A 22,621-nucleotide genomic window follows, 5' to 3' on the forward strand; every position below is an offset into this window, starting at 1 on the left:
GTCTCCTGCAATCGTCAACGCCGTAATTTTTTGCCCTACCCTGCCGGAACCTGCCAGAAGGGCTGCGGCGGATGAAAGGCCTCCCCATCCGCAAACCGCTCGGCCGATCGCAACGTGTTTTCGATCAGCATCGTGACCGTCATCGGTCCCACGCCACCCGGCACGGGCGTAATCCACGAAGCCCGCTCGCGCACGGGCTCGAAATCGACATCGCCGACGATGCGCCCATCAGGCGTGCGATTGATCCCGACGTCGATCACGATCGCGCCTTCCTTGACCATCTCGGCCTTGATGAGCCCGGGCTTGCCCGCGGCGACCACCAGAATGTCGGCGTGAATGGTGTGTTGGGCCAGGTCGCGCGTTTTCACGTGACACACGGTGACGGTGGCTTCCTTCTGCAGCAGCATCAACGCCATCGGCTTGCCGACGATATTGCTCGCACCCACCACCACGACGTTCTTCCCCGCCACGTCGATACCCGTCGTCTCCAGCAAAAGCTGCACGCCATAGGGCGTGCACGGCGGAAAGATCGAATTGCCGACCACCAGCGCGCCCACGTTGTAGAGATGGAAACCGTCGACGTCCTTGTCGACGACGATGCTTTCCAGCACGCGCCGCACATTGATCTGTGGCGGCAACGGCAGTTGCACCAGAATGCCGTGCGTGCTGCGCTCGACGTTGAGCGCGGCAATACGATCGAGCAGTTCCGTTTCCCGGCAATCCGCGTGGAACCTGTGCATGAACGAGCGCACGCCGCAATCCTCGCAGGCTCGCACCTTGTTCGCGACGTACAGCTCGGACGCGGGGTTGTCGCCGACCAGCACCACGGCGAGACCGGGCACGACACCTCGCGCGGACAGGGCCGCGACGCGCTCGCGAAAGCGCGCGCGCAGCCGTCGCGCGAGGTGCCGGCCGTCGATGATCTGCGCTGTCATCGGGCGCCGTTCAAGCCGGGAATCCAGTTGGTCCCGGCGAGCGGCACACGCGCCATCGCCGCGGCTTCGACCGTGAGCGCCACGAGGTCTTCCGGCTCCAGGTGGTGCACGTTCTGCTTGCCGCACGCACGCGCGATCGTCGTCAGCTCCATGTTCAGCGTCTTCAGATAGTTCTTCAGACGCTTCGCGCCGACGTCGGGCTTCAGACGCTCCTGCAGCACGGGGTCTTGTGTCGTGATGCCGACGGGGCATTTGCCCGTGTGGCAATGGTGACAGAAGCCCGGCGCGGTGCCGAGGCGCGCGTAGTCGTCGAGTGCGCTCACATGCTGGCCGTTCTCGATATACGAGCCGCTATTGCAGCCCAGCGACACTAGCACGCCCTGGCCGATGGCCACGGCATCTGCACCCATCGCCAGCGCCTTCGCGACGTCGGCCCCGCTGCGGATGCCGCCCGAGATGATCAGCTGCACCTGCCCCTTCATGTTGAGGTCTTCGAGCGCATCGACGGCCTGGCGCAACGCGGCGAGCGTCGGAATGCCAACGTTCTCGATGAAGCAGGTCTGCGTCGCGGCCGTGCCGCCCTGCATGCCATCGACGACGATCACGTCCGCGCCCGCATGTACCGCGAGCTTGACGTCATTGAACGTGCGGGTCGCGCCGACCTTGACGTAAATCGGGGTCTGCCAGTCGGTCATCTCGCGCAATTCGAGAATCTTGATCTGCAGATCGTCAGGGCCTGTCCAGTCGGGATGGCGCGATGCCGAACGCTGGTCGATGCCTTCCGGCAGCGTGCGCATTTTCGCCACGCGCGGCGAAATCTTCTGGCCGAGCAACATGCCGCCGCCGCCAGGCTTGGCCCCTTGCCCGATCACGACCTCGATCGCATCGGCCTTGCGCACGTCGTCGGGATTGAAGCCGTAACGCGACGGCAGGCACTGATAGACGAGCGTCTTCGACGATTGCCGTTCTTCGGGCGTCATGCCGCCGTCGCCTGTGGTCGTCGAGGTGCCGAGTTCGGTGGCGGCGCGGCCGAGCGATTCCTTAATGTTCGCCGACAGCGCGCCGAAGCTCATGCCTGCGACGGTGATGGGGATGGCAAGCTCGATCGGCTTCTTCGCGAAGCGCGTGCCGAGCACGGTCTTGGTCACGCACTTTTCGCGGTATCCCTCCAGCGGATAGCGCGACAGCGACGCGCCGAGAAACAGCAGATCGTCGAAGTGCGGCACGCGCCGCTTCGCCCCGAGGCCACGGATCTCATACAGTCCATGTGCCGCGGCGTTCTGGATATAGTCGATCGTCTTGCGGTCGAAGCCCCAGGACTCTTCGGTGGCGATATGTTTCATGTGTACGGGCTTGATTTCCATGGCGGGGTCCCCGGTTCAATATTCCTGATTCGCGTCGGCATTCCAGTGGTACAGCGAGCGGGCCGACGAGACGCGTCTGAATTCCTTGGGATCGAACTCCGCGAATGCGGGGCCCGCTGCGCGCAGCAGTTGCGCGACGGCTTCCACATCGGCAGGTTGCATCGGCTCTTCACGCGCGTCGGCACCGAGCGACTTGACCTTGCCGCGCACATAGATCACCGCCTCGTACAGCGAGTCGCCGAGCGCATCGCCGGCGTCGCCGCAGATCACGATCCGGCCCGCCTGGGCCATGAACGCGGAAAAGCTGCCAACCGATCCCTTCACGACGATGTCCGCGCCCTTCAGCGAGATTCCGCAGCGCAGGCCCGCGTCGCCCTCGATGACGAGCAGCCCGCCGTGCGCCGATGCGCCCGCCGCGTTCGAAGCGAAACCCTTCACGTGCACGCGGCCGCTCATCATGTTCTCGGCCACACCCGTACTGGCGCTGCCCGAGATCGTCACCTTCGCTTCCTTGTTCATGCCGGCGGCGTAATAGCCTGCATGGCCGTCGATCTCGATTTCGATGGGAAGATCGAGCCCGACCGCAATGTTGTGCGCGCCATCGGGATTCGAGATCAGCACCCTGCGCGTGCCCGCTTTGGCGGCCTCGCGGTGCAGGAAGCCATTCACGTCCGTCACCGAAGCGGACGCCAGGTCGAAGTTCACACTGTCCATACGTACATCTCCTCGGGAGCCGGTTCAAAAACGCGGGCGTGCTTGATGTCGGGCAGATGCGCGAGCGAACGGAACTCGGAGGCAATCGCCACGAAATCGTCCGTCTCGGCGACCACGGCCGGCTTGCAGGCGAACGGATCGCGGATCAGCGCGAGCTTGTCGGGCGTGCCCATCAGAAACGTGTAGAAGCCGTCGAGTTGCTCGAAGCCCTTCTGCAACGCCGCTTCGAGGTCGTCGCCTTCGCGCAGCCGGTATTCGAGGAAACGGCAGGCGGCTTCCGTGTCGTTGTCGGTATCGAAGCGGATGCCGTGCGGTTCGAGCATGCGTCTCACGCCGAACGGATTCGACAGCGAGCCGTTGTGCACCAGACAGAAGTCCTCGCCCGCCGTGAAGGGATGCGCGCGATCGGGCGTCACGGCAGATTCCGTCGCCATCCGCGTGTGCCCCACCAGGTGCGTGCCCGTCAGCCCGCTGAACGCGTAACGGTCCGCGACCTGGCCGGGCGTGCCCGTGTCCTTGTACAGGTCGATCATGCGTCCCGTCGACAGCACGTGCAGCCCCGGATGCGTTTCGCGGATCCAGTGCTTGACCGTCTCGGGATCGACAGCCACGCTCAACACCGCGTGATTGTCCTTCACCTGTACCGATGCCTTGGCGCCGAGATGCGCGTTCAGTTCATGAACGAGCCCCTGCCAGTTGAAATCGGCGCCCTCTTCTGTCAGGCCCGAGTACAGGCTGATCTTGCGCACGCCGTCAGCGACGGGCTCCGTGAACACTGCAAGGCCCGCCGAGTCCGGCCCGCGCTCCGTCATGCCCAACAACATAGGCACCATCAATTCGCCGAGCCGCTCGCGCAACTCGGGCTTCTTGACGAGTAGTCCGACAATTCCACACATCGTTATCTCCTCGCGCTCACATTCAAGCGACAAGCTGTTTAGGATTCTTGATCAGAAAAATTCGAGGTAGGTCTTCTGTTCCCAGTCCGACACATGGCGCATGTACTCGATCCACTCCATGTGCTTGAGACGGAGAAACTCGCCGCCCGCCGGCCCCAGCGCCTCGAGCATCACCTCGTCGCGCTCCAGCGCATGCAACGCGGCTTCGAGGTTCTGCGGCAAGATGCTGATGCCGTTCTCCTTGAGGTCACGAGCCGACATCTCGTAGAGGTTGGCATTGCAGGGTTCGCCCGGGTCCAGACGGTTTTCGACGCCATCGAGCCCCGCCGCAATCACGGCAGCCGTCGCGAGATAGGCGTTGCACGCGGCATCCGGCAGGCGCAGTTCGATCCGTCCGCCCGGAATGCGCACCATCGACGAGCGGTTGTTGTCGCCATAGCTCACGTAGGCGGGCGCCCATGTCGCGCCTGTCAACGATCGGCCTACGACGAGACGCTTGTACGAATTCACCGTCGGCGCGCAGATCGCCGCGAGCGCCCCAGCATGCTTCAGAATGCCCGCCGTCCAGTGGTAGGCGAGCTTCGAGAGGCCGAGGCCGCGCTCGTCGTGATCGTCGGCGAACAGGTTCTTCTTGCCGTCGGAAATCGACATGTGCATGTGCATGCCGTTGCCGGGCCGGTTCGCGAAAGGCTTCGGCATGAACGAGCAGACGAGGCCCAGTTCGTTGGCGATCTCCGCGGCCGCCATCTTGAAGAACACGTAGTGATCGCACGACTTCAGGCAGTCGGTGTACGTGTAGTTGATCTCGAACTGGCCGTTCGCGTCTTCATGATCGATCTGATAGACGTCGATGCCCGCCTTGATCAGCGCATCCGTCAAACGCTCCAGGAATTCGCGTGAGCGGGAAAGGCCCTTGTAGTCGTAGCACGGCTTCGGCAATGCATCGGTGTGGTCGCAGGGCGCGATCGTGCCGTCCGGCCCCTTGCGCAGCAGCGAGAACTCCGGCTCGAGCCCTGTGTTCAGAATCCAGCCATGGTCTTCGAGGCGACGAATCTGCTTTTTCAGCGTCACACGGCTTTCGAATGGCCACGGCTCGCGCTTCACATGCCCGTCACAGACGACGCGCGCATAGCCCGGTTGCCAGGGCACGAGTTGCAGAGTATTGATGTCGCCGACGGCCATGAAGTCGGGCCCTTGCGGATCGATACCCAGGCCCCACACGGCAAAGCCCGCGAAGCCGGCTCCCGCCGTGAGAATGCTGTCGAGATGCGCGGCAGGCACGGATTTGGTCTTCGCGACTCCGTGGATGTCGACGAACTGCGCGAGGATGTATTTCACCTCGTTTGCTGCGAGAAATTTCCGGGCGTCTTCGGGGGTCATCTGAATGTCCTTGAACGTGATAAATCCAGGTTTCTGAAAACGCCGGCCCGAGTGCGCGCCCGCGTCGACTACTTGCTCGCTACGGGGTGGCCGACTGGTCGATATCCGTGACAGCAGCGACCCCGACTGGTCCGCCGCCCAGCTCGCCGGCGATGCCCGCGAGCGTCTCCCACAGATACAACCCGTATGTGCCGTCGGCCCATACCCGGTAGTAAGGCTTGCCTGCCCGGGCGCCTGGCATGACGGTGACGGCGACACCCGCCATCGATGTCAGCACGACTGGCCGGGCAGCCAGATCGAGCGCGCCAAAATTGACATTGCAGGTTTGCAGCAGCAGTTCGTTCACGGCTTCGCCGCACAGCACGAACGCCGCATCCTGATGAAGCACGGGGTACACGTGCATGGGCGTCTCGAGATGCGCCATCCTTGCCGAGCTGCCTTGCGTCAGTCCGTCTTCAATCAGGTATTCGGAGACGCCGAGCCGCAACACGACGCCGCCGCCCGCGAGGGGCGCCCAGCTGTTGGGCTGCGCCGGCACGGGGATGTCTTGGGCCTGCAGCCACGCCGCCACGCCCTGCCCCTTGAAGCCGGTGCGAAACAGGAAGGAGACGTCGGCGATGCCGAGCGTCGCGGCGCGCGTGCTGTCGGCGGCATCGACGCACTCCTCGACGCGCATGTTTTCCCGCACGCTCCACTGCGCGTTGGCCGTCTTCGAGGCATCGCATACGGGGCTCATCCGAAGTGGCGCGTTCATGCTGTCTCCTTCCTCGGCGCGGCAGCCTTGGTTGTTACGGCGTCCTTTTGACGCTCGCTCTCAGGGTCATAGAACGGTGTTGGCACCACCGTCGCGGGCACCATCCGGCCGCCGCTCGCGCGGAAGCTGATGCGCGTGCCGGGCTCGGCCTGCCCGGGCCGCACGAACGCAAGGCCGATCGTTTTTTGCAGCGTCGCGCTCCACGCGACACTCGTGACGCGGCCCGCTATCTCGCCGCGTTCGATCACGAGATGACACTCGCGCAGACCGGCATCGCGCACGCCCGCATCGAGTGCGAAACCGACCAGACGCTGTTTGGCAGGCAGCTTGTCGATGATCTGCAGGCTGCGCTTGCCGACGAAGAACGGCTTGTCCATCTTCACGGCCCACTCCATGCCGGCGTCGCGCGGTGTCGTCAGACCGTCGGTGTCCTGGCTCACGATTACGTGTCCCTTTTCGAGCCGCAACAGACGCTGCGCTTCGACGCCGAACGGGCGAATGCCGTGTTCATGACCCGCTTCGAGCAGCGTGCGCCACAGCGCCGCGCCGTACTCGGCGGGAATATGGATTTCGTATCCCCATTCGCCGACGAAACCCACCCGCATCAGACGCGCAGGCACGCGGTTCTGACCGAGGGCGATGCCCGTCACGCGCACGCCGAGGTATGGGAAGGCCGCCGGCGACAGATCGAGATCAACGAGCTTGCCAAGCACGGCGCGCGATGCGGGCCCCGCGAGGTTCACCGCGGCGAACGCGCCCGTCACGTTGACGATGCCGCAGTCGAGCCGCCAGATCGTGTTGAGCCGCGACAGCTCGCGATAGATAGCCGCCGCGCCCGACGTCGTGGTCGTGAAGTAAAAGTGGTCGTCGGCGAGACGCGCGATCACGCCATCGTCGATCACCACGCCCGACTCATCGCACATCACGGCGTAGCGGGTCATGCCAGGCTTCAGGCCCGCGTACTTCGACACGTACACGCGTTCGAGGAACTCCGCGGCCTGCGGACCGCGCACTTCGATCTTGCCGAGCGTGCCCACGTCGATGATGCCCACGCCGTTGCGCACGGCGAGCGCCTCTTCCTCGATGCAGACCGCGCGTTCCTTGCCCGCGACCGCGTAGTACTCAGGGCGCTGCCAGACGCCCGCCGGCATCCACACTGCGCCGAGCAACTGATGCTGCGCGTGCAGCGGCGTGCGCCGTTCCGGGTTGAAGCCACGCCCGGCCAGATGCGACATCGGCACGGGATGAAAGAACGGCCGCGCCGTCGTCGTGCCGACCTCCTGAGGCTCCTTGCCCGTCAGCCGCGCGAGGATGCGCAGGCCATTCATGTTCGAATGCTTGCCCTGGCTCGGCCCCATGCCGTTGGTCGAGAAGCGCTTCAACAGTTCGATGTTGTCGAAGCCTTCCTGCACCGCGTTTTCGAAGTCTTTCAGTTGCAGGTCTTCGTCGAAATCGACGAAGTTCTTGCCGGATGCATGGCCCACGATCGGCCACGGATGCGATGGCGATTCCCGTTCCACGAGACGCAGTTGCGCTGCGCCGCTTGCCTTGCCGTTGCCGGTATGTGCTGCCGCCTGCGCGCCTGCGCGCGCGCCGTCACGCAGCTTGCTGTCGAGCGTGTACACGCCGTTCACGCGGCCGCATGCGAACACACCCGGCGGCAATTGCTCCGGCACGAACTGCTGCACATCGTGATCGAAGTGCATCTTCGTGCCCGCCTGGTACAGCAGATTCGCGGCAGGCGACCAGCCGACGCTCATCAGCAGCGTGTCGCATTCGATCAGCCGGGTCGTTGCCGTCGAATAGCTCAGGCCAGTGTTCGTCGAAAACGCGCCGACGCGCACGCCCGTCAGCCGCTCGCCCGATCGATCCGGCACGGCCTCGACGACACAGCTCGAAGTCAGTACACCCACGCCCTTCGCCCTGAGATCGCGTTCGAGGTCATCGCTCGCATGCGAGGCGCGCAGATCCACCACGGCAACGACTTCGATACCACGCGTCAGCATGTCGAGCGCCGCGCGGTAGCCGTCGGCATTGGCGGCGAGCACGACGGCCCGCTTGCCGGGCGCAACGGCATAACGATAGGCAAGGCGCTGCGCCGCCGACGCCAGCATCACGCCCGGCAGGTCGTTGTTGCGAAACACGGCGGGTTGCTCGAACGCGCCACTCGCGACGATCACCGCTTTCGCGCGCATCTTCGTGATACACGTCGCGTTTACGAGCGGCACCCACAGGTCCGCGTAATAGGCTGCCGCGAGCGTGCCCGTCATCACGCGGATACGCGGATGGCCGAGCACGGCGTTCTCCAGTTCACGGATCGTGTCGAAGCGCTGCTCGTCGCCGCCCAGCTGATAACCACCGCTGCCGCCGATACGCGCGTTCTCGTCGACGATCACGACGTCAGCGCCTTCCCCGGCGGCCGCGAGCGCCGCCGACAAACCGGAGGGACCGGCCCCGATCACCAGCACGTCGCAAAAGCCATATCGCTTCGGTGTGCGGATGTGCGGCGCGTCGAAATCGACCTTGCCGAGACCCGTCATCGTGCGGAACATGCGCTCCCAGCGCGGGAACCAGCGCTTGCTATAAAACGCCTTGTAGTAGAAGCCCACGGGCAGGAACGCCGCGAGCTTGCCGACGACGCGCGCACGATCGCCTTCCACGCCGCCGAACGTATTCACCGAATACCAGTTGCCGCCCGGCGTCAACGCGGTCACATCGGCGCGCACGTTGAGCCGTACGCCGTCCTGCAGCATCACATTGACATCGTGATTGGCGAGCGAAAGGACGCCACGCGGGCGGTGATACTTGAAGCTGCGGCCGAGCACACGCACGCCCGAAGCCCACAGTGCGCTCGAGATCGTGTCGCCGATGAGGCCGCTGTATTGCTTGCCTTCATACGAGAAATCGATGCGTGTATCGCGCTCGATCCATTCGCCGCGGTGAGGAGTCAGACGCATTCAGGCCTCCTCGCCAGCAAGCCACGTGCGCAGCACGAGATCTTTTGCGGTGTCGCGCTCGGCAATGAACCAGGTGTTGCTCGGCGTATGGCACCACCACTCCTGCTTCACGCCCGGCGCGCCGTTGCGGCAGAACACATAGTCAGCCCATTGAGCATCGCTCGCCTGGGTCGGATCAGGCTCGTGACGAATCTCGCCCCAGTAGGCGAACTCCGACACCGGCCGCGCGCCATTTACCGGACAGGTCATGATTTTCATCGTCGTTCTCCTGGTCAGTGGCCAACGGATGCCGCGCCCTTTTCGCCCGTGAGCGAGAAGCGGCGGAACCGGTCGAGCGAGAAGCTCTCGATGAGCGGATGCGTGGTGTCGTTGGCGACCGTGTGGGACATCGTCTTGCCGCACACAGGCGTGGCCTTGAAACCCCAGGTGCCCCAGCCCGAATCCAGATAAAAGCCTTCGACAGGCGTCTTGCCCATGATCGGCGCGAAGTCGGGTGTCATGTCGGCCATCCCCGCCCATTGGCGCATCACCTTGGCCTGCGACAGGAAAGGGAACATCTCGAGCATGTGCGAGGTGAGTCCTTCGACGAAGTCGAGTGTCGAGCGTGTCGAATGCAGTTCGTAGGGATCGAGCGAAGCGCCCATCACGAGTTCGCCTCGCGCCGACTGGCTGATATAGACGTGCAGGCTGCCCGAGACAAGAATCGGATCGAGCCACGGCTTGAGCGGCTCGCTCACCATCGCCTGAAGCGGATGAATGTAGATAGGTGTGCGCAGGCCGACCATGTCCGTCACGCGGGGCGTCGAGCCTGCCACCGCGCACAGCACCTTGTTCGTCGAGATATAGCCGCGCGAAGTCTTCACGCCCTTGACCTTGCCGCCCACCACGTCGATGCCGAGCACCTCGGTCTGCTGATGGATTTCGACGCCGCGCTGGTCCGCGCCCCGCCCGTAACCCCAGGCAACGGCATCGTGCCGCGCGACCGCGCCCGGCGCGTGATAGAGCGCGCCCATGATGGGCGCGACGCCGCCGCACGAAATGTCAATCATCGGCGCGGCCTTTTTCACCTCGTTCGGACCCACGACCTCGGAGTCCACCCCGTAGTGCTTGTTGACCTCCGCGCGCCAGCGCATCGTGCGCATCGCCGAATCGGTATGGGCGAGCGTGTAGTGACCGCGCGTCGAATAGAACAGGTTGAGGTCGAAGTCCTGCGACAGGTCCTGCCACAGCTTCACCGACTCGTCATAGAACTGCACGCCCTCGGGCGTCAGGTAGTTCGAGCGGATGATCGTGGTGTTACGCCCGGTATTACCTCCTCCGATATACCCCTTCTCCAGCACGGCCACATTCGTGATGCCGTGCTCTTTCGCGAGATAGTAGGCCGACGCGAGACCGTGACCCCCAGCGCCGATGATCACAACGTCATATGAACGACGCAAAGTGTCGTGTCTCGTGAACATCCTCGGTTCGGGATGTTTCTTTGAGAGAGCGAAGCGGACGAGACGCCATGGCATAAAACGCTCCTTTGGCCAGCCCCGCCAGGGGCGGCTTAACGACCTGTTCGATGGAAGACGGCTGCGCGATTACCGCAGCACGATGGTCTTGTTGCCGTGGATCAGCACGCGATCCTCGAGGTGATAACGCAAGCCTCGGGCCAATACCGCCTTCTCGATGTCGCGGCCCAGGCGCACGAGGTCATCCGGGCGGTCCGAGTGGCGTATGCGAATCACGTCCTGCTCGATGATCGGCCCCTGGTCGAGCTCTTCCGTCACGTAGTGGCAGGTCGCGCCCGTCAGCTTCACGCCGCGCCCGTAGGCCTGGTGATACGGCTTCGCGCCAACGAAGCTCGGCAGGAACGAATGGTGGATGTTGATGATTCGCCCCGGATAGGCCGCGCACAACTTCGGCGAAAGAACCTGCATGTAACGCGCGAGCACCATTGTGTCGGCGCGTGCGTCCTCGAACAGCCGTTGCACCTCGTCATAAGCCTGCGCCTTGTTGTCGGGCGTAACGGGCACGTGATGGAACGGAATGCCATGCCATTCGACAAAGCTGCGCCATGTGTCGTGGTTCGAGATCACGCACGGAATCTCGATGTCGAGTTCGCCCGCTTTCCAGCGCGCGAGCAGGTCGTAGAGACAGTGCTCGAGCTTCGACACGAGTATCACGACCCGCTTCTTGACTGAGTTGTCAGAGATCTTCCAGTCCATCGCAAACTCTCTCGCGATGTGGGCGAAGCGATCCCGGAACCCGTTGATGCCGAAGGGCAGCGACTCCGCGACGATCTCGTGGCGCATGAAGAAGCGCTTCTCGATTTCGTCGGCATGATGGGTGGCCTCGATGATCCACGCCCGATGCTCGGCAAGGAATGTGCTTACAGCAGACACAATCCCGATGCGATCGGGGCAGGACAGGGTCAGCGTGAATCGGTGCGAATTGGAGGACATGGTGTTGTGCATTGATTCGAAGAGGAACCATTGGTGACAACAGTAGCCAGCCGAAACTTGCGTGTCAATGTCAATAAACTTTTTTTCCTGTCAGGAAACACCCGTACACCTTCGGGAGTAACGCCAGGCGCGTATCACCTGAATGCCCAGGCGATGGCCGCAACACTCCCTGCACGTATCTGCATGTCGATGAAATTGACGGGGAGGCAACGTCTTTCGAGGACGGTTGCGAGGCGGGGAATCGATAGCGCAATCGGCGCGCATGGATGCGCGCGCAGCTATCGCGAGGTTTGCCCGGTCAGACGGGCGTTCAGGTATCCAGGTCCGGCGACTGGCCGTACATGATCACGGTGATGAAGCGGATCGGCAGCTTGATCAAGCGCTCGGGGCCATGCGCGACGGAGCCACGAAACGTCAGCGCGTCGCCGGGCTGCAGCAGATAGCTGCGATTGCCATGGCGATATTCCATCTTGCCTTGCAGCATGTAGATGAACTCTGTGCCGGGATGCTCGAAGGTCGGGAACACCTCGGCTTCATCGTCCATGGTGATGAGAAACGGCTCGAACAGCTTGACGGGCCCCTGGTCATAGGCCAGCAGATGATAGGTATGTCCCTTCGTGGTGCCGCGCCGCACGACCTCCATGCCTTTGCCGGACTTGACGTGCTGCGCATTGCCCTCGCGATGCTCGAAGTTCTTGAACATCGCGGAAATCGAAATGCCCAGTGCGCGCGCAATGCTCACGATCGAATCGAGGCTGGTCGACACCTGCCCGTTCTCGATCTTCGACACCATGCTTCGCGACAGGCCGCTTTGCTCGGCCAGGTCGGCAATCGTCAGCCCCTGATTCGTACGGTGTTCTTTGACGACCTTGCCCAGGAATGACTCAATCGACCTTCCATCGCCCAACTCGTCCACGGGACCGCTGGGCAGTTCGTCGTTTATCTCGCTCTTCATCGCTCGGCTCTACACTTGACTATCGACTATCGGCAACGGGATGCGCGGCACGTCCGTGTCGCGGGGGTCCCGCAGTGCGAATAGTATCAGTGGCTGACGAGGAAGAGGACTCACGCCCGCGGCGGATTGCGGCGCGCGTGGCGCTCGTGATGCCACACGACGGCTTCGACCCTGGAATGAAGATCCAGTTTGTGCAGCAGATGTTTGACGTGCACCTTCACAGTCCCGACGCTGATATCGAGCTTTCGGGCAATCTCCTTGTTGCATAGCCCTTCCACCAGATAGTCCAGTACCTCCTGCTCACGCCCGGAAAGGCCCGACTCGTTGGCGGGGAGCGACTGCCCGGCGGACAGTGCATGAAACAGCTTGCCCGTGATCGCCTCGCTGAGCACGGCCGTTCCCTGCAGCGCCTTCTGCAAATTGATGCACAGTTCTTCCGGCTCCATGTCCTTGAGCAGATAGCCGCTTGCGCCGGCGCGTAGTGCGGCCACCACATCGCGTTCGTTGTCCGACACTGTCAACATCAGAAAGCGGGCGTCGACGTTGTGCTGTTTCATCATCTCGAGCGTCTCGATACCGCTCATTTCCGGCATGTTGAGGTCGATCAGCACGACGTCGGGCTTGAGCCGGACCGCGAGGTCGACACCCACACGTCCCGACGACGCTTCGCCGACAACACGAAACGCCGGGTTCATCTGGATCAATTGCGCGACGCCCTTGCGGAACAGCGCGTGATCGTCGATCAGCAGTACGGTATTGACAGGCTCCACGTCCTATTCCTCATACCTGGATCGGCCTGAAAACGGCTGGCCGACAGTTTCATCATAGGTCAAGCACGGCGGCGCTGCGCGCGTCACGCGGCTTTCTGGAAGGCCATTGCCGGGCCCTCGCGGCGGGGCGGAAATACGCGCCACGCGCCATCGGCATGCCGAAAGAACATGATGGCGACGGAACACGCCGGCCGCGCCACTTCGACACAGACGTAGCGCCTGTTGCTATCTCGCGTGCGGCTGAACCGGGTCACCCGAAAGGGCGTTGCCGGAGTCGGCGCCAGCCATTTCTCGACGAGTTCGCGTAAAGACTGTTGCTGCATGTTCATGGTCGTCACCTCACTCGCCCGTATATGGTTTCCGTGTTCCGCCAGCTCTGGCAATCAGGCCGCCGCCTTGACCAGTTCGGCCGACAGGCCAAACTGTCGGGCGATCGACTGAAGCCGCTCATGCCACTCCCATTTGCCGAACACGTCGTGCACGTTCTGCAACGTGCTGAGCAACTCGATCGTCACAGGATCGTAGACATTGACGTGGGCACGAAGCAGCGCCCGCCTCAGTGCCGCGATGCCGACATCCATATAGGCGGGTATCGCGTCCGATGGCGCTTTGCCGATATAGCGGACGGGCACGCCTTCCATTGCAGTCATGTAGTCGCGTGGCTTGATGAAGCTTCCAACGGGACACCCGCCGCAATAGCCGCGATATGCACCGCCTCCATGTGGCAGCAGCGCAGCGCGGCCCTGGCCGAAAAGATGGTCGACAGCGCGGTCGAAGATCTGCTGGTGGGTCAGGAAATTCCGGCTTTCCATGATGCGGCTCCGCTGCAAGGTATTGACGATTCGTGTCTCTAGTATGGTCCGTCAACTGGGCCTTGCAATCTGCCAGAGGGGGCTCCCTCTTTGTGGGTATCCGGCGCCATCAGGGTGGCACGTCGAGACGAATCGCGCGTAGCACTACAGATAAGAACGCTCGATTTCAGGCAATTCCGTCCACACGTCGAGTGGCGCAAGGTCAGAGGTGACCAACGGGTGCCGGGTGCCATCCAGGTCTGCCTTTAGCGGGACATATCCCGGACGGCTTTTGTTGAGACCGGATGTCATGGCGAGACCTCCCATGTTTTCTGTTGACGAGCGTGGACCGATAGTGCAGCGCGGACGTGAAGCGGCGCAGCACAACGGGGAAGGTCACTGCCGAAAACAGGATCGCCGGAAAGCGGGGCGACATCAATGCCCCGCGCGAGGTGTAGCGACGGCTAGGCACTACCTACAGAGTGGTATATCCCCCAGAGGGATTGCCGCGCTTTTGCGCGAAACCGATACTGTCCGCCGACGGAATGCGTATCCTGGGTCTCGCCCGCGAACCGCCGTGACCGTCGTCGCAAACGTCTTCGATCACAGCATCGCTCCCAATGAAACGATCTGACACGCGAACTTTAGTCGAGGAGGTCGGAAAGAAGCGCGACGCAATAGCGGCGCTGGCGCTGTATGACCATAGCATTCAGTGCGGGCACGGAAGAATCGCGCTGCTTCGGTACCTCGATGCCAAAGACCTGGCAGCACCACTGACGAGGCGGCATCACGCTTATGCCCAGACTATTGCCAGTTCGCTAAGCGTCGGTGACATGGAATCCATTGCGAAACAGGCCGTTGAACGGAGTCGGCAACGGCGGTCTGCAGGGGCGAAAAAGGAAACGCGCGTGTAGAGAACGTGCAAGTACCTGAACCTGGCCCAATGATATCTGGGCATGGACGGGCACCCATCTGTCCATCCCGTCACGATGAACTGCGCAACGCTGGCGGCTTCACGGGAAACCAAGGGTCATCGTCATCTGCCGTTGGAGATGGGCTGTCTCCGCAACGGCCGGTCAGGGTGGCGATGTTTACGGCCTCGACTTCGTTCACGAAGTCGGGGCCATTTTTTTTGCGGTGGCTTCCTGCTTGCAGCAAAGGGACGATGGCTGTCGCCCGCCAATTACAGATCGACTGCCCTTTCAAGCACTGTCACATAGCCGACCTGTCGCTTCCAGACCGGGGATAACCCTTATCGTCACGCCGCAAAACCCTTTATTCATAAGGAAAAAGTAGTGCAACAAAATCGCGATGTCGCATTTGTGACAAACGAAGTCGATTGCAGATGAAGGGTTCGCGCTTTTGTCCGGCTATCTTTTGCTCAAGGCAAAGCGCATCGGAACGCGCCTGACAGAGCGACAGTGCCCAACAGGAGACAACGTGGAAACCCTTGCTTTCATCCTCGACAACCTGGCGTCGATCGCCCGGCTCACCGTCGAGCATATCGAGATCGTCGGCGTCGGTGTCGGCTGCGCGATCCTCACGGGCGTGCCGCTCGGCATCGCGATCACGGCGAGTCCGCGCGCCGCGAAGATCGTGCTGTACACCGCTGCCATCCTGATGACGATTCCGTCCGTCGCGCTGCTCGGGCTGATGATCCCGGTGCTGTCAGTGATCGGCCAGGGCATCGGTTTTCTGCCCACTGTCATCGCCCTCTTTCTCTATTCGCAGTTGCCCATCGTGCGCAACACCTACACGGCGATCACGAACATCGATCCTGCGCTGCGCGAAGCCGCGCGCGGCATCGGCATGACGACGCGCGAGCGCCTGTGGAAAGTCGAGATTCCCATTGCGCTGCCCATCATCATGGCGGGCGCGCGCATGGCCGTAGTGATCAATGTCGGCATTGCGGCCGTCGCCGCGTATATCGGCGCGGGCGGTCTCGGCAAGTTGATCAGCCGCGGCATTTCGCAATCGGACCCGCGCCAGCTGATCGCGGGCGCGATTCTGGTCAGCGTGCTCGCCATTGCCGCCGACTACGGCCTCGCCTGGGTGCAGCGCCTGCTGACGCCCAAAGGCCTGCGCGGTCCGTCGCGCACGGCCACGCTCGCCCTGCGTCTCGGCGCATGGGCGTCCTTCCGCAAATCTCCCCGTCACGCGCAATAACCATGATCAAGCTCTCCAACATCACGAAGCGCTACGAAGGCGCAAGCGCCCCGGTGGTCGATGGTATCGACATGGAAGTCGGCGCGGGCGAAATCTGCGTGCTGCTTGGCCCGTCGGGCTGTGGCAAGACGACCACGCTGAAGATGATCAACCGTCTGATCCAGCCAACGTCAGGCAAGATATTCATCGACGGTCGCGACACCGACGAGTTCGATGTCGTCGAACTGCGCCGCCAGATCGGCTACGTGATCCAGCAAATCGGCCTCTTTCCGAACATGACAGTCGAGGAAAACATTTGCGTCGTGCCGCGCCTGCTCGGATGGGACAAGGCGAAGACGAAGCGCCGCGCGGCCGAATTGCTGGAAATCGTCGCGCTTGATCCGTCCATCTATCTGTCGCGCTATCCAAAAGATCTGTCGGGTGGCCAGCAGCAACGCGTCGGCGTCGCACGCGCCCTCGCCACCGATCCCCCCGTCATGCTGATGGACGAACCGTTCGGCGCAATCGACCCGATCAACCGCGAACTGATCCAGGACGAGTTTCTGCGCATCCAGCAGCAGGTGAAGAAGACCATCATGTTCGTGAGCCACGACATCGACGAAGCGGTGAAGATGGCCGACCGCATCGCGATCTTTCGCGGCGGCAGACTCGAACAGTTCGATACGCCCGACACGATACTCGCGCGGCCCGCAAGCCAGTTCATTGCGGGCTTCGTCGGCGCGGACCGCGCGTTGAAGCGGCTGCGCCTCGTGCGAGCGAAGGATGCGTTGTCGGCATGTCAGTGCGCGGCGCGCATCGGCGAAAGCAGCGAGCGCGCGCAAGCGTTGCTCGAACAGCATGGCGTCGAGCAGATCGTGTTGCTCGATGCCGCCGACAAACCGCAAGGCTATCTGAGCGCGGCCGAACTGCGCGCAATCGACGGCCAGTTGATGGCCGCGCATGCGAACCCCGTGCAAGGCGTCGCGCGTCAAGGCGACGACCTGCGCAGCGTGATTTCGTCGATGTTCGCGCTTGGCCAGTCGTGGCTGCCCACCGTCGACGACGATGGCCGCTTCATCGGCTATGTGAACCAGGCGCATATCGTCGACATGCTGCGCCTGCCTGCGGAGACTCGCGCATGAAAACCCTCTTCTCACGCGGCGCCGCGCTCGCTGTCTGCACTGCGCCCTCGCTTGCCCATGCGGACAACCTGTTCGTATCGATCGGCCAGTACCGCAACGACATCGTCTATCAGTCGATCCAACAGATGACGATGGTCGCGATTGCAGGCGTGCTCGCGATTCTCGTCGCCGTGCCGCTCGGCATCTATTTGTCGCGCGCGACGGGCAAGCAGGCGCGCTTCGCGCATGCCGTGCTGCAGACGCTCAACATTGGCCAGGCCGTGCCGAAGCTCGCGTTGCTCGCGCTTGCGATGAGCGTGCTTGGCATCGGCCGCGGGCCGTCGATCTTCGCGCTGTGGGTCGCAACGCTGCTGCCCATCGTGCTGAACACGCTCGAGGGCTTGCGCGCAGTGCCGCGCGCGCTGATCGAAGCGGCCACCGGAATGGGCATGACGCCCACGCAGATTTTGCTGCGCGTCGAGTTGCCCAATGCGCTGTACGTGATTTTCGCAGGCGTTCGCACAGCGCTCGCGATCACCGTCGGCACCGCGCCGCTCGCGTTTCTCGTCGGCGGCGGTGGACTCGGCGAACTGATCTTCACCGGCATCGACATGAACGATTTCTCGATGCTGCTCGCGGGTGCGATTCCCACTGCGCTGCTCGCGATTCTCACGGACGTACTCGTCGGCCAGATGCAGGTGCATCTCGTGTCGCGCGGCGTCAATCCGCAACGGTAATTCCATCACACGCAACCGCGTTTCATCGAGGACCTCATGAAGATTGCCTTTTTCAAGCGGGCCTGCGCGCTCGTCGCCCTTTCTTTTGCCTCGTCGTGGGCGATCACGTGCGCGGCGGCCGACGTGGTTGTCGGCGGCAAGAACTTTACCGAGCAGCAGTTGCTCGCCGAGATGACGACGGAACTGCTGCAAGCCAAGGGTTTCAACGTCACGAAGAAAGACGGCATGGGCAGCGCGGTGCTGCGTCAGGCGCAGGAAAACGGACAGGTCGATGTGTACTGGGAATACACGGGCACGTCGCTGATCACCTACAACAAGATCAACGACCGACTCTCGCCCGAAGAGACCTATAAGAAGGTCAAGGAACTGGATGCAGCGAAAGGCCTCGTGTGGCTCGATCCGTCGCGCGCCAATAACACGTACTCGTTCGCGATGAATCAGGACGAAGCGAAGAAACTCGGCATCGTCACGCTCAGCGATCTCGCGAAAGCAGTCAAGGCGGGCAAGACGCTGACCTTCGCGTGTAACTCGGAGTTCTATGCGCGCCCCGATGGACTGCGTCCGCTGCAAAAACTCTATGGCTTCGATTTCTCGCAGGATGAAGTGAAGCGCATGGACTCTGGCCTCACCTATCAGGCGCTGAAAGACCGTCAGGTGAATATCGCGCTCGTGTTCGCCACCGATGGCCGCGTGCCCGCATTCGACTTCGTGATTCTCAAGGACGACAAGGGCTTTTTCCCGTCGTATGCGCTGACGCCCGTGATCCGCAAGGCGACGCTCGATGCGAACCCCAAGCTCGGCCCTATCCTGAACGCGCTGTCCGCAAAACTCGACGCACCGACGATGGCGCGCCTGAACGCATCCGTCGACGTGCAGAAGAAATCGTTTAGCGACGTCTCGCACGGCTTTCTGAAAGAAGCCGGTTTGCTGTAACGCGTGGACATGGCCAACCTGAGAGACAACAACATGCCTTCCACGTCACACAACGGCACGCTGAAAGTCGCTGCCGCGCAGATCGACAGTTCGTACGGCGATCTCGACGCGAATCTCGCGAAGCATCTGCGCATGATCGAAGACGCACGCAAGCAGAGCGTGTCGATGCTGCTCTTTCCCGAACTGTCGCTCTGCGGCCATAGCGCCGGAAAAGACGCGCTACGGCTGGCGATGCGTCTCGATCATCCCGCCATTGCCGCGCTTGCCGAAGCGAGCGCCCATCTGCATACGTCGTTCGGTTTCATCGAAGAAGCGCCCGGCGGCCAGTTCTACAACAGCCAGGCGACGGTGGCGCGCGGGCGCGTCGTGCACGTGCATCGCAAGGTGCAACTCGCGACTTACGGCAAGCTGCGCGACGGCCTCTACTACGCGCCGGGCGCGGAACTCGGCGTATTCGATATCGACAGCAGCTGGCGCGTCGCCACGCCGATCTGCAACGACCTGTGGAATCCCGGCCTCGTGCATGACCTGATGTGCGGCGGCGTCACGCTGCTCGCCGCGCCGATCAGTTCGGCGCGCGAGGCAGTGGGCGGCGGCTTCGACAATCCGTCGTCATGGGAACTCAATCTGCGCTTTTATGCCGTCACGTACGGCGTCGCCGTGGTGATGGCGAACCGTATCGGCACGGAAGGCATGCTCGGTTTCTGGGGCGGCTCGCGCATTCTCGATCCGTTCGGCAACACGATCGCGATGGGTTCGATGACGGACGAAGAACTGGTGGTCGGGGAACTCGACTATGCATCGCTGCGCGAAGCGCGCTTTCTGCTGCCGACCGTGCGCGATGCACGCATGTTCGCCGAGCGCGGCATTCGCGCCACCCAACAACGCAACAAGACCTGAGGGTCGTACCTCATGCAAGACTTTCTCCTTACCGAAGAAGACCGCGCGTTCCGCCGCGAAGTCCGCGCGTTTCTGCAACGCGAACTCGCACCGCGCGCCGCCGATATCGAAGACCGCCAGGACTGGAACGCCGTCAAGCACGTCGTGCGCGCGCTGGGTGAAGCGGGCTATTTGCGGCTGATGTTCGCGGACCTCTATCGCGGTTCATTGAGCAAGCCCGGACTCACACACGCGACGATCCTTTCCGAAGAAGCGTCCAACATCAACTACGCATTCGAAACGACCATCGCGACGGCATTGAGCTGCGCGTATCCGCTGCATCGTCATGCGAGCCCGCGCGTGCGCGACGCGTATCTCGAACCGATTCTCGACGGCCGCGCGATCGGCGCGATCTGCGTGACGGAGCCCGGCACAGGCAGCGATTCCGCCGACATGCAAACGCGTGTCGAATACGATGCGCGCAGCAACGAATGGGTGATCAACGGCTTCAAGCGGTATATCTCGAACGCTTCGGCGGCGGACGTGTACATCGCGTACGGCATCACGCCGCGCGACGACGGCGCGAAGCCGGGCATCACTGCAGTCGCCGTGCCGAAAGACGCGCGCGGCATCAGATTTCCGCGCAACTATACGTTCATGGGCCGTCGCGGCTGCATCGTCGGCGAAGTAAAGTTCGACGATTGCCGCGTGAGTGCCGATCACCTGCTGGGCGAGGCAAGCGGCGGCTTCAGCATCATGCGAGGCATGTTCAACTTCGAGCGCGCGATACTCGGCGGCACGGGTCTCGGCGTCGCGCGCAGCGCATTCGAAATTGCCCGCGAGCATGCGCAAAGCCGCAAGACGTTCGGCCAGTTGCTCGGCTGCAAGCAGCTCATCTGGGACAAGATCGCGCAAATGAGCTGGCGTATCGACGCCGCCGAACTCATCACCTATCGCGCGACGAAAATGTACGACGCGGGCATCGACGGCAAGCAGCTGATGAAGGAAGCTGCGATGGCCAAGCTCGTCGCAACGGAAACCGCGAATTACTGCGTGAACGAAGCCGTGCAAATACTCGGCGGCGACGGTCTCACGAAAGAATATGGCCGCGCTGAACAGCTCTATCGCGACGCACGCGCGCTGACTATCGTCGGCGGCACCTCGGAAATGGCGAAGTATCTGATCGCCTCGCGCGATCTCCCCGACCTCAAGATCAACCTCTGACGCATTCCGTTTCCATCATGCTGACCATTACCTCGCTGTTCGAAAACACGGTTGCCAGGTACCCGGACCGTCTCGCGCTGGTCTGCGCCGACGCACGCTACACGTACGCGCAATGGGACACGCGTGTACGCGGACTCGCGCAGGCGCTGTTCGATCTCGGCGTGCGTCAGACCGACCGCGTCGCGATCTTCCAGAAAACCTCGGATGCAACGGCGACCGCTTATCTCGCGTGCCAGTTGCTCGGCGCGATTGCCGTGCCGATGAACTATCGGCTGTCGGCGAACGAAGCCGCGTTCATCCTTCGCGATGCCGGCGCGCGTGCGCTGATTTACGACGAAACTATGCTGCCCGTCATCGCGAAGATCGAACAGGCGTCGCCCGACTTGCGCCTGTATGTGTGCGTGACGGGGCGCGGCGAAGCATCCGATAGTGACTCCGCCGACGTCTACGCGCCCTTGCATCATCACAACTTCGATGCGTTGATCGACAGCACGCGCCACCGCGACGCGCCGCTGCCGACGCTATCGCCCGACGACATCTCCGCGCTCGTCTACACGTCGGGCACCACGGGCCGCCCGAAAGGGGCGATTCACACGCATGGCAACGACGTCGCGATCGCCACCAACTGCGTGATGGAGTACAGCCTGACGAGCACGGATAGCGCGCTGCATATCGCGCCGCTTTATCACGTCGGCGGCATGCAGGCGTATTTCATTCCGCATATGATGGTGGGCGCGGCTAACATCGTGCTGCCGCGATACGACCCGCAGCGCACGCTCGCGGCCATCGCGCAGCATCGCATTACCACGCTGTTCGCGGTGCCGACGCAGATCCAGGACATGCTGTTTCATCCCGCGTTTGCACAGACGGATCACAGCAGCCTGCGCATGATCACGACGGGCGGCGCCGCGATTCCCGCCGCGACGATGCAGCGCGTGATCGACGAGTTCTGTGCGAACATCTACAACGGTTACGGGATGACGGAAGCGAGCCTCACGCTGCTGCTGCATCCGCGCGACGCGCTCTCGCGCCTCGGCTCGTGTGGCAAGCCAACCCTGATCAGCACGTGCCGCATCGTCACGAACGACCCGGAACGCGCGGTGCCTGCCACGGAAAGCGTCACGCAGGGCGAAGTCGGTCAACTGATCGTGCGCGGCCCGCAACTGGCGCGTGCCTACTGGAACAACCCGGTCGAAACCGCCAAAAAATTCCGCGACGGCTGGCTCTACACGGGCGATCTGTTCAGTGTCGACGCGGGCGGCTATTTTCACTTTCACGGCCGCGCCGACGACATGATCGTCTCCGGCGGCGAGAACATCTATCCGCGCGAAGTCGAAGAGGTGCTGTATCACTGCCCCGGTGTGCAGGAAGCCGCCGTGATCGGCGTGCCCGACGTAAAGTGGGGACAAGCGGTGACGGCCTTCGTCGTGCGCAACGATGCGCATTTGACGGAGGACGCGATCATCGCGTTCTGCAAGGCCAGCGACGATCTCGCGCCGTACAAGCGCCCGAAGAAAGTGCTGTTCGTCGACAAGCTGCCGCTGAATCCGAGTGGCAAGGTGCTGCGGCGTGAACTTGCGACCTCGGTGGCTCACGATCAATTGCGAACGGGAACGTAA

The 22,621-nt window shown here is 62.8% G+C and carries 21 protein-coding genes; 7 read left to right on the forward strand and 14 right to left on the reverse strand.

Annotated features, from left to right (window positions below; all coding sequences use genetic code 11):
• Positions 1 to 35: 35 nt before the first annotated feature.
• From folD to H1204_RS41790, 14 genes are all read right to left on the reverse strand, one after another.
• Positions 36 to 935: a bifunctional methylenetetrahydrofolate dehydrogenase/methenyltetrahydrofolate cyclohydrolase FolD gene (gene folD / locus H1204_RS41725; protein WP_007742741.1), complete on the reverse strand. Its 900-nt coding sequence runs from the start codon at positions 933 to 935 to the stop codon at positions 36 to 38.
• Entirely contained in the window at positions 932 to 2,299 is a 1,368-nt protein-coding gene (locus H1204_RS41730) for an FMN-binding glutamate synthase family protein (RefSeq protein WP_180735947.1), read from the reverse strand. Before H1204_RS41730 ends, folD begins: the two co-directional genes overlap by 4 nt.
• Before the next feature lie 15 nt (positions 2,300 to 2,314).
• Positions 2,315 to 3,013 (reverse strand): protein glxC, encoded by a 699-nt coding sequence (locus H1204_RS41735; RefSeq protein WP_007585778.1) that lies wholly within the window; start codon positions 3,011 to 3,013, stop codon positions 2,315 to 2,317.
• On the reverse strand, positions 3,001 to 3,909 hold the full coding sequence (locus H1204_RS41740; protein ID WP_180735948.1) for an amidophosphoribosyltransferase: 909 nt from the start codon (positions 3,907 to 3,909) through the stop codon (positions 3,001 to 3,003). The genes H1204_RS41735 and H1204_RS41740 overlap by 13 nt, the downstream gene beginning before the upstream one ends.
• A gap of 51 nt (positions 3,910 to 3,960) precedes the next feature.
• The gene (gene glnT, locus H1204_RS41745) at positions 3,961 to 5,289 is read right to left on the reverse strand and encodes a type III glutamate--ammonia ligase (RefSeq protein ID WP_180736281.1); all 1,329 of its coding nucleotides are present in this window, start codon (positions 5,287 to 5,289) and stop codon (positions 3,961 to 3,963) included.
• A 79-nt stretch (positions 5,290 to 5,368) separates the two neighbouring features.
• The gene (locus H1204_RS52045; RefSeq protein WP_180735949.1) at positions 5,369 to 6,043 is read right to left on the reverse strand and encodes a hypothetical protein; all 675 of its coding nucleotides are present in this window, start codon (positions 6,041 to 6,043) and stop codon (positions 5,369 to 5,371) included.
• A complete protein-coding gene (locus H1204_RS41755) occupies positions 6,040 to 9,000 on the reverse strand; it encodes a glycine cleavage T C-terminal barrel domain-containing protein (protein ID WP_180735951.1) in 2,961 nt (986 codons plus the stop codon). Before H1204_RS41755 ends, H1204_RS52045 begins: the two co-directional genes overlap by 4 nt.
• Positions 9,001 to 9,258, reverse strand: a complete 258-nt coding sequence (locus tag H1204_RS41760) for a sarcosine oxidase subunit delta (protein WP_007585788.1) — start codon at positions 9,256 to 9,258, stop codon at positions 9,001 to 9,003. It lies immediately after the preceding gene.
• 14 nt (positions 9,259 to 9,272) lie between these two features.
• A complete protein-coding gene (locus H1204_RS41765) occupies positions 9,273 to 10,514 on the reverse strand; it encodes an FAD-dependent oxidoreductase (protein ID WP_180735952.1) in 1,242 nt (413 codons plus the stop codon).
• Between the two features lie 69 nt (positions 10,515 to 10,583).
• Entirely contained in the window at positions 10,584 to 11,447 is an 864-nt protein-coding gene (gene purU / locus H1204_RS41770; protein WP_243469079.1) for a formyltetrahydrofolate deformylase, read from the reverse strand.
• A 310-nt stretch (positions 11,448 to 11,757) separates the two neighbouring features.
• Positions 11,758 to 12,402 (reverse strand): XRE family transcriptional regulator, encoded by a 645-nt coding sequence (locus H1204_RS41775; protein WP_042306518.1) that lies wholly within the window; start codon positions 12,400 to 12,402, stop codon positions 11,758 to 11,760.
• Positions 12,403 to 12,512: 110 nt separating this feature from the next.
• Positions 12,513 to 13,172 (reverse strand): two-component system response regulator NarL, encoded by a 660-nt coding sequence (narL, locus tag H1204_RS41780; protein ID WP_007585792.1) that lies wholly within the window; start codon positions 13,170 to 13,172, stop codon positions 12,513 to 12,515.
• Positions 13,173 to 13,255: 83 nt separating this feature from the next.
• Complete coding sequence (locus tag H1204_RS41785; RefSeq protein ID WP_180735954.1) at positions 13,256 to 13,501, reverse strand: hypothetical protein; 246 nt, start codon at positions 13,499 to 13,501, stop codon at positions 13,256 to 13,258.
• 54 nt (positions 13,502 to 13,555) lie between these two features.
• On the reverse strand, positions 13,556 to 13,984 hold the full coding sequence (locus tag H1204_RS41790; protein WP_180735955.1) for a hypothetical protein: 429 nt from the start codon (positions 13,982 to 13,984) through the stop codon (positions 13,556 to 13,558).
• Between the two features lie 1,419 nt (positions 13,985 to 15,403).
• On the opposite strand from H1204_RS41790, the gene H1204_RS41795 reads away from it, so the two are divergent.
• Genes H1204_RS41795 through H1204_RS41825 form a run of 7 tightly spaced genes read left to right on the forward strand, consistent with a single transcriptional unit; the run spans position 15,404 to position 22,621 of the window.
• Complete coding sequence (locus H1204_RS41795; protein WP_180735957.1) at positions 15,404 to 16,129, forward strand: ABC transporter permease; 726 nt, start codon at positions 15,404 to 15,406, stop codon at positions 16,127 to 16,129.
• 2 nt (positions 16,130 to 16,131) lie between these two features.
• Positions 16,132 to 17,250: an ABC transporter ATP-binding protein gene (locus H1204_RS41800; protein WP_180735958.1), complete on the forward strand. Its 1,119-nt coding sequence runs from the start codon at positions 16,132 to 16,134 to the stop codon at positions 17,248 to 17,250.
• A complete protein-coding gene (locus tag H1204_RS41805; protein ID WP_180735959.1) occupies positions 17,247 to 17,966 on the forward strand; it encodes an ABC transporter permease in 720 nt (239 codons plus the stop codon). The genes H1204_RS41800 and H1204_RS41805 overlap by 4 nt, the downstream gene beginning before the upstream one ends.
• 36 nt (positions 17,967 to 18,002) lie before the next feature.
• Positions 18,003 to 18,899 (forward strand): glycine betaine ABC transporter substrate-binding protein, encoded by an 897-nt coding sequence (locus H1204_RS41810; RefSeq protein WP_180735961.1) that lies wholly within the window; start codon positions 18,003 to 18,005, stop codon positions 18,897 to 18,899.
• Positions 18,900 to 18,908: 9 nt separating this feature from the next.
• On the forward strand, positions 18,909 to 19,799 hold the full coding sequence (locus H1204_RS41815; protein ID WP_243469081.1) for a nitrilase-related carbon-nitrogen hydrolase: 891 nt from the start codon (positions 18,909 to 18,911) through the stop codon (positions 19,797 to 19,799).
• A gap of 12 nt (positions 19,800 to 19,811) precedes the next feature.
• Complete coding sequence (locus H1204_RS41820) at positions 19,812 to 21,002, forward strand: acyl-CoA dehydrogenase (RefSeq protein ID WP_180735962.1); 1,191 nt, start codon at positions 19,812 to 19,814, stop codon at positions 21,000 to 21,002.
• Between the two features lie 17 nt (positions 21,003 to 21,019).
• Positions 21,020 to 22,621 carry a long-chain fatty acid--CoA ligase gene (locus tag H1204_RS41825; protein WP_180735963.1) on the forward strand — a complete coding sequence of 534 codons (1,602 nt, stop codon included), beginning with the start codon at positions 21,020 to 21,022 and terminating at the stop codon, positions 22,619 to 22,621.

Origin of the sequence: Paraburkholderia sp. PGU19, assembly GCF_013426915.1 — a bacterium.
Taxonomy (GTDB): domain Bacteria; phylum Pseudomonadota; class Gammaproteobacteria; order Burkholderiales; family Burkholderiaceae; genus Paraburkholderia.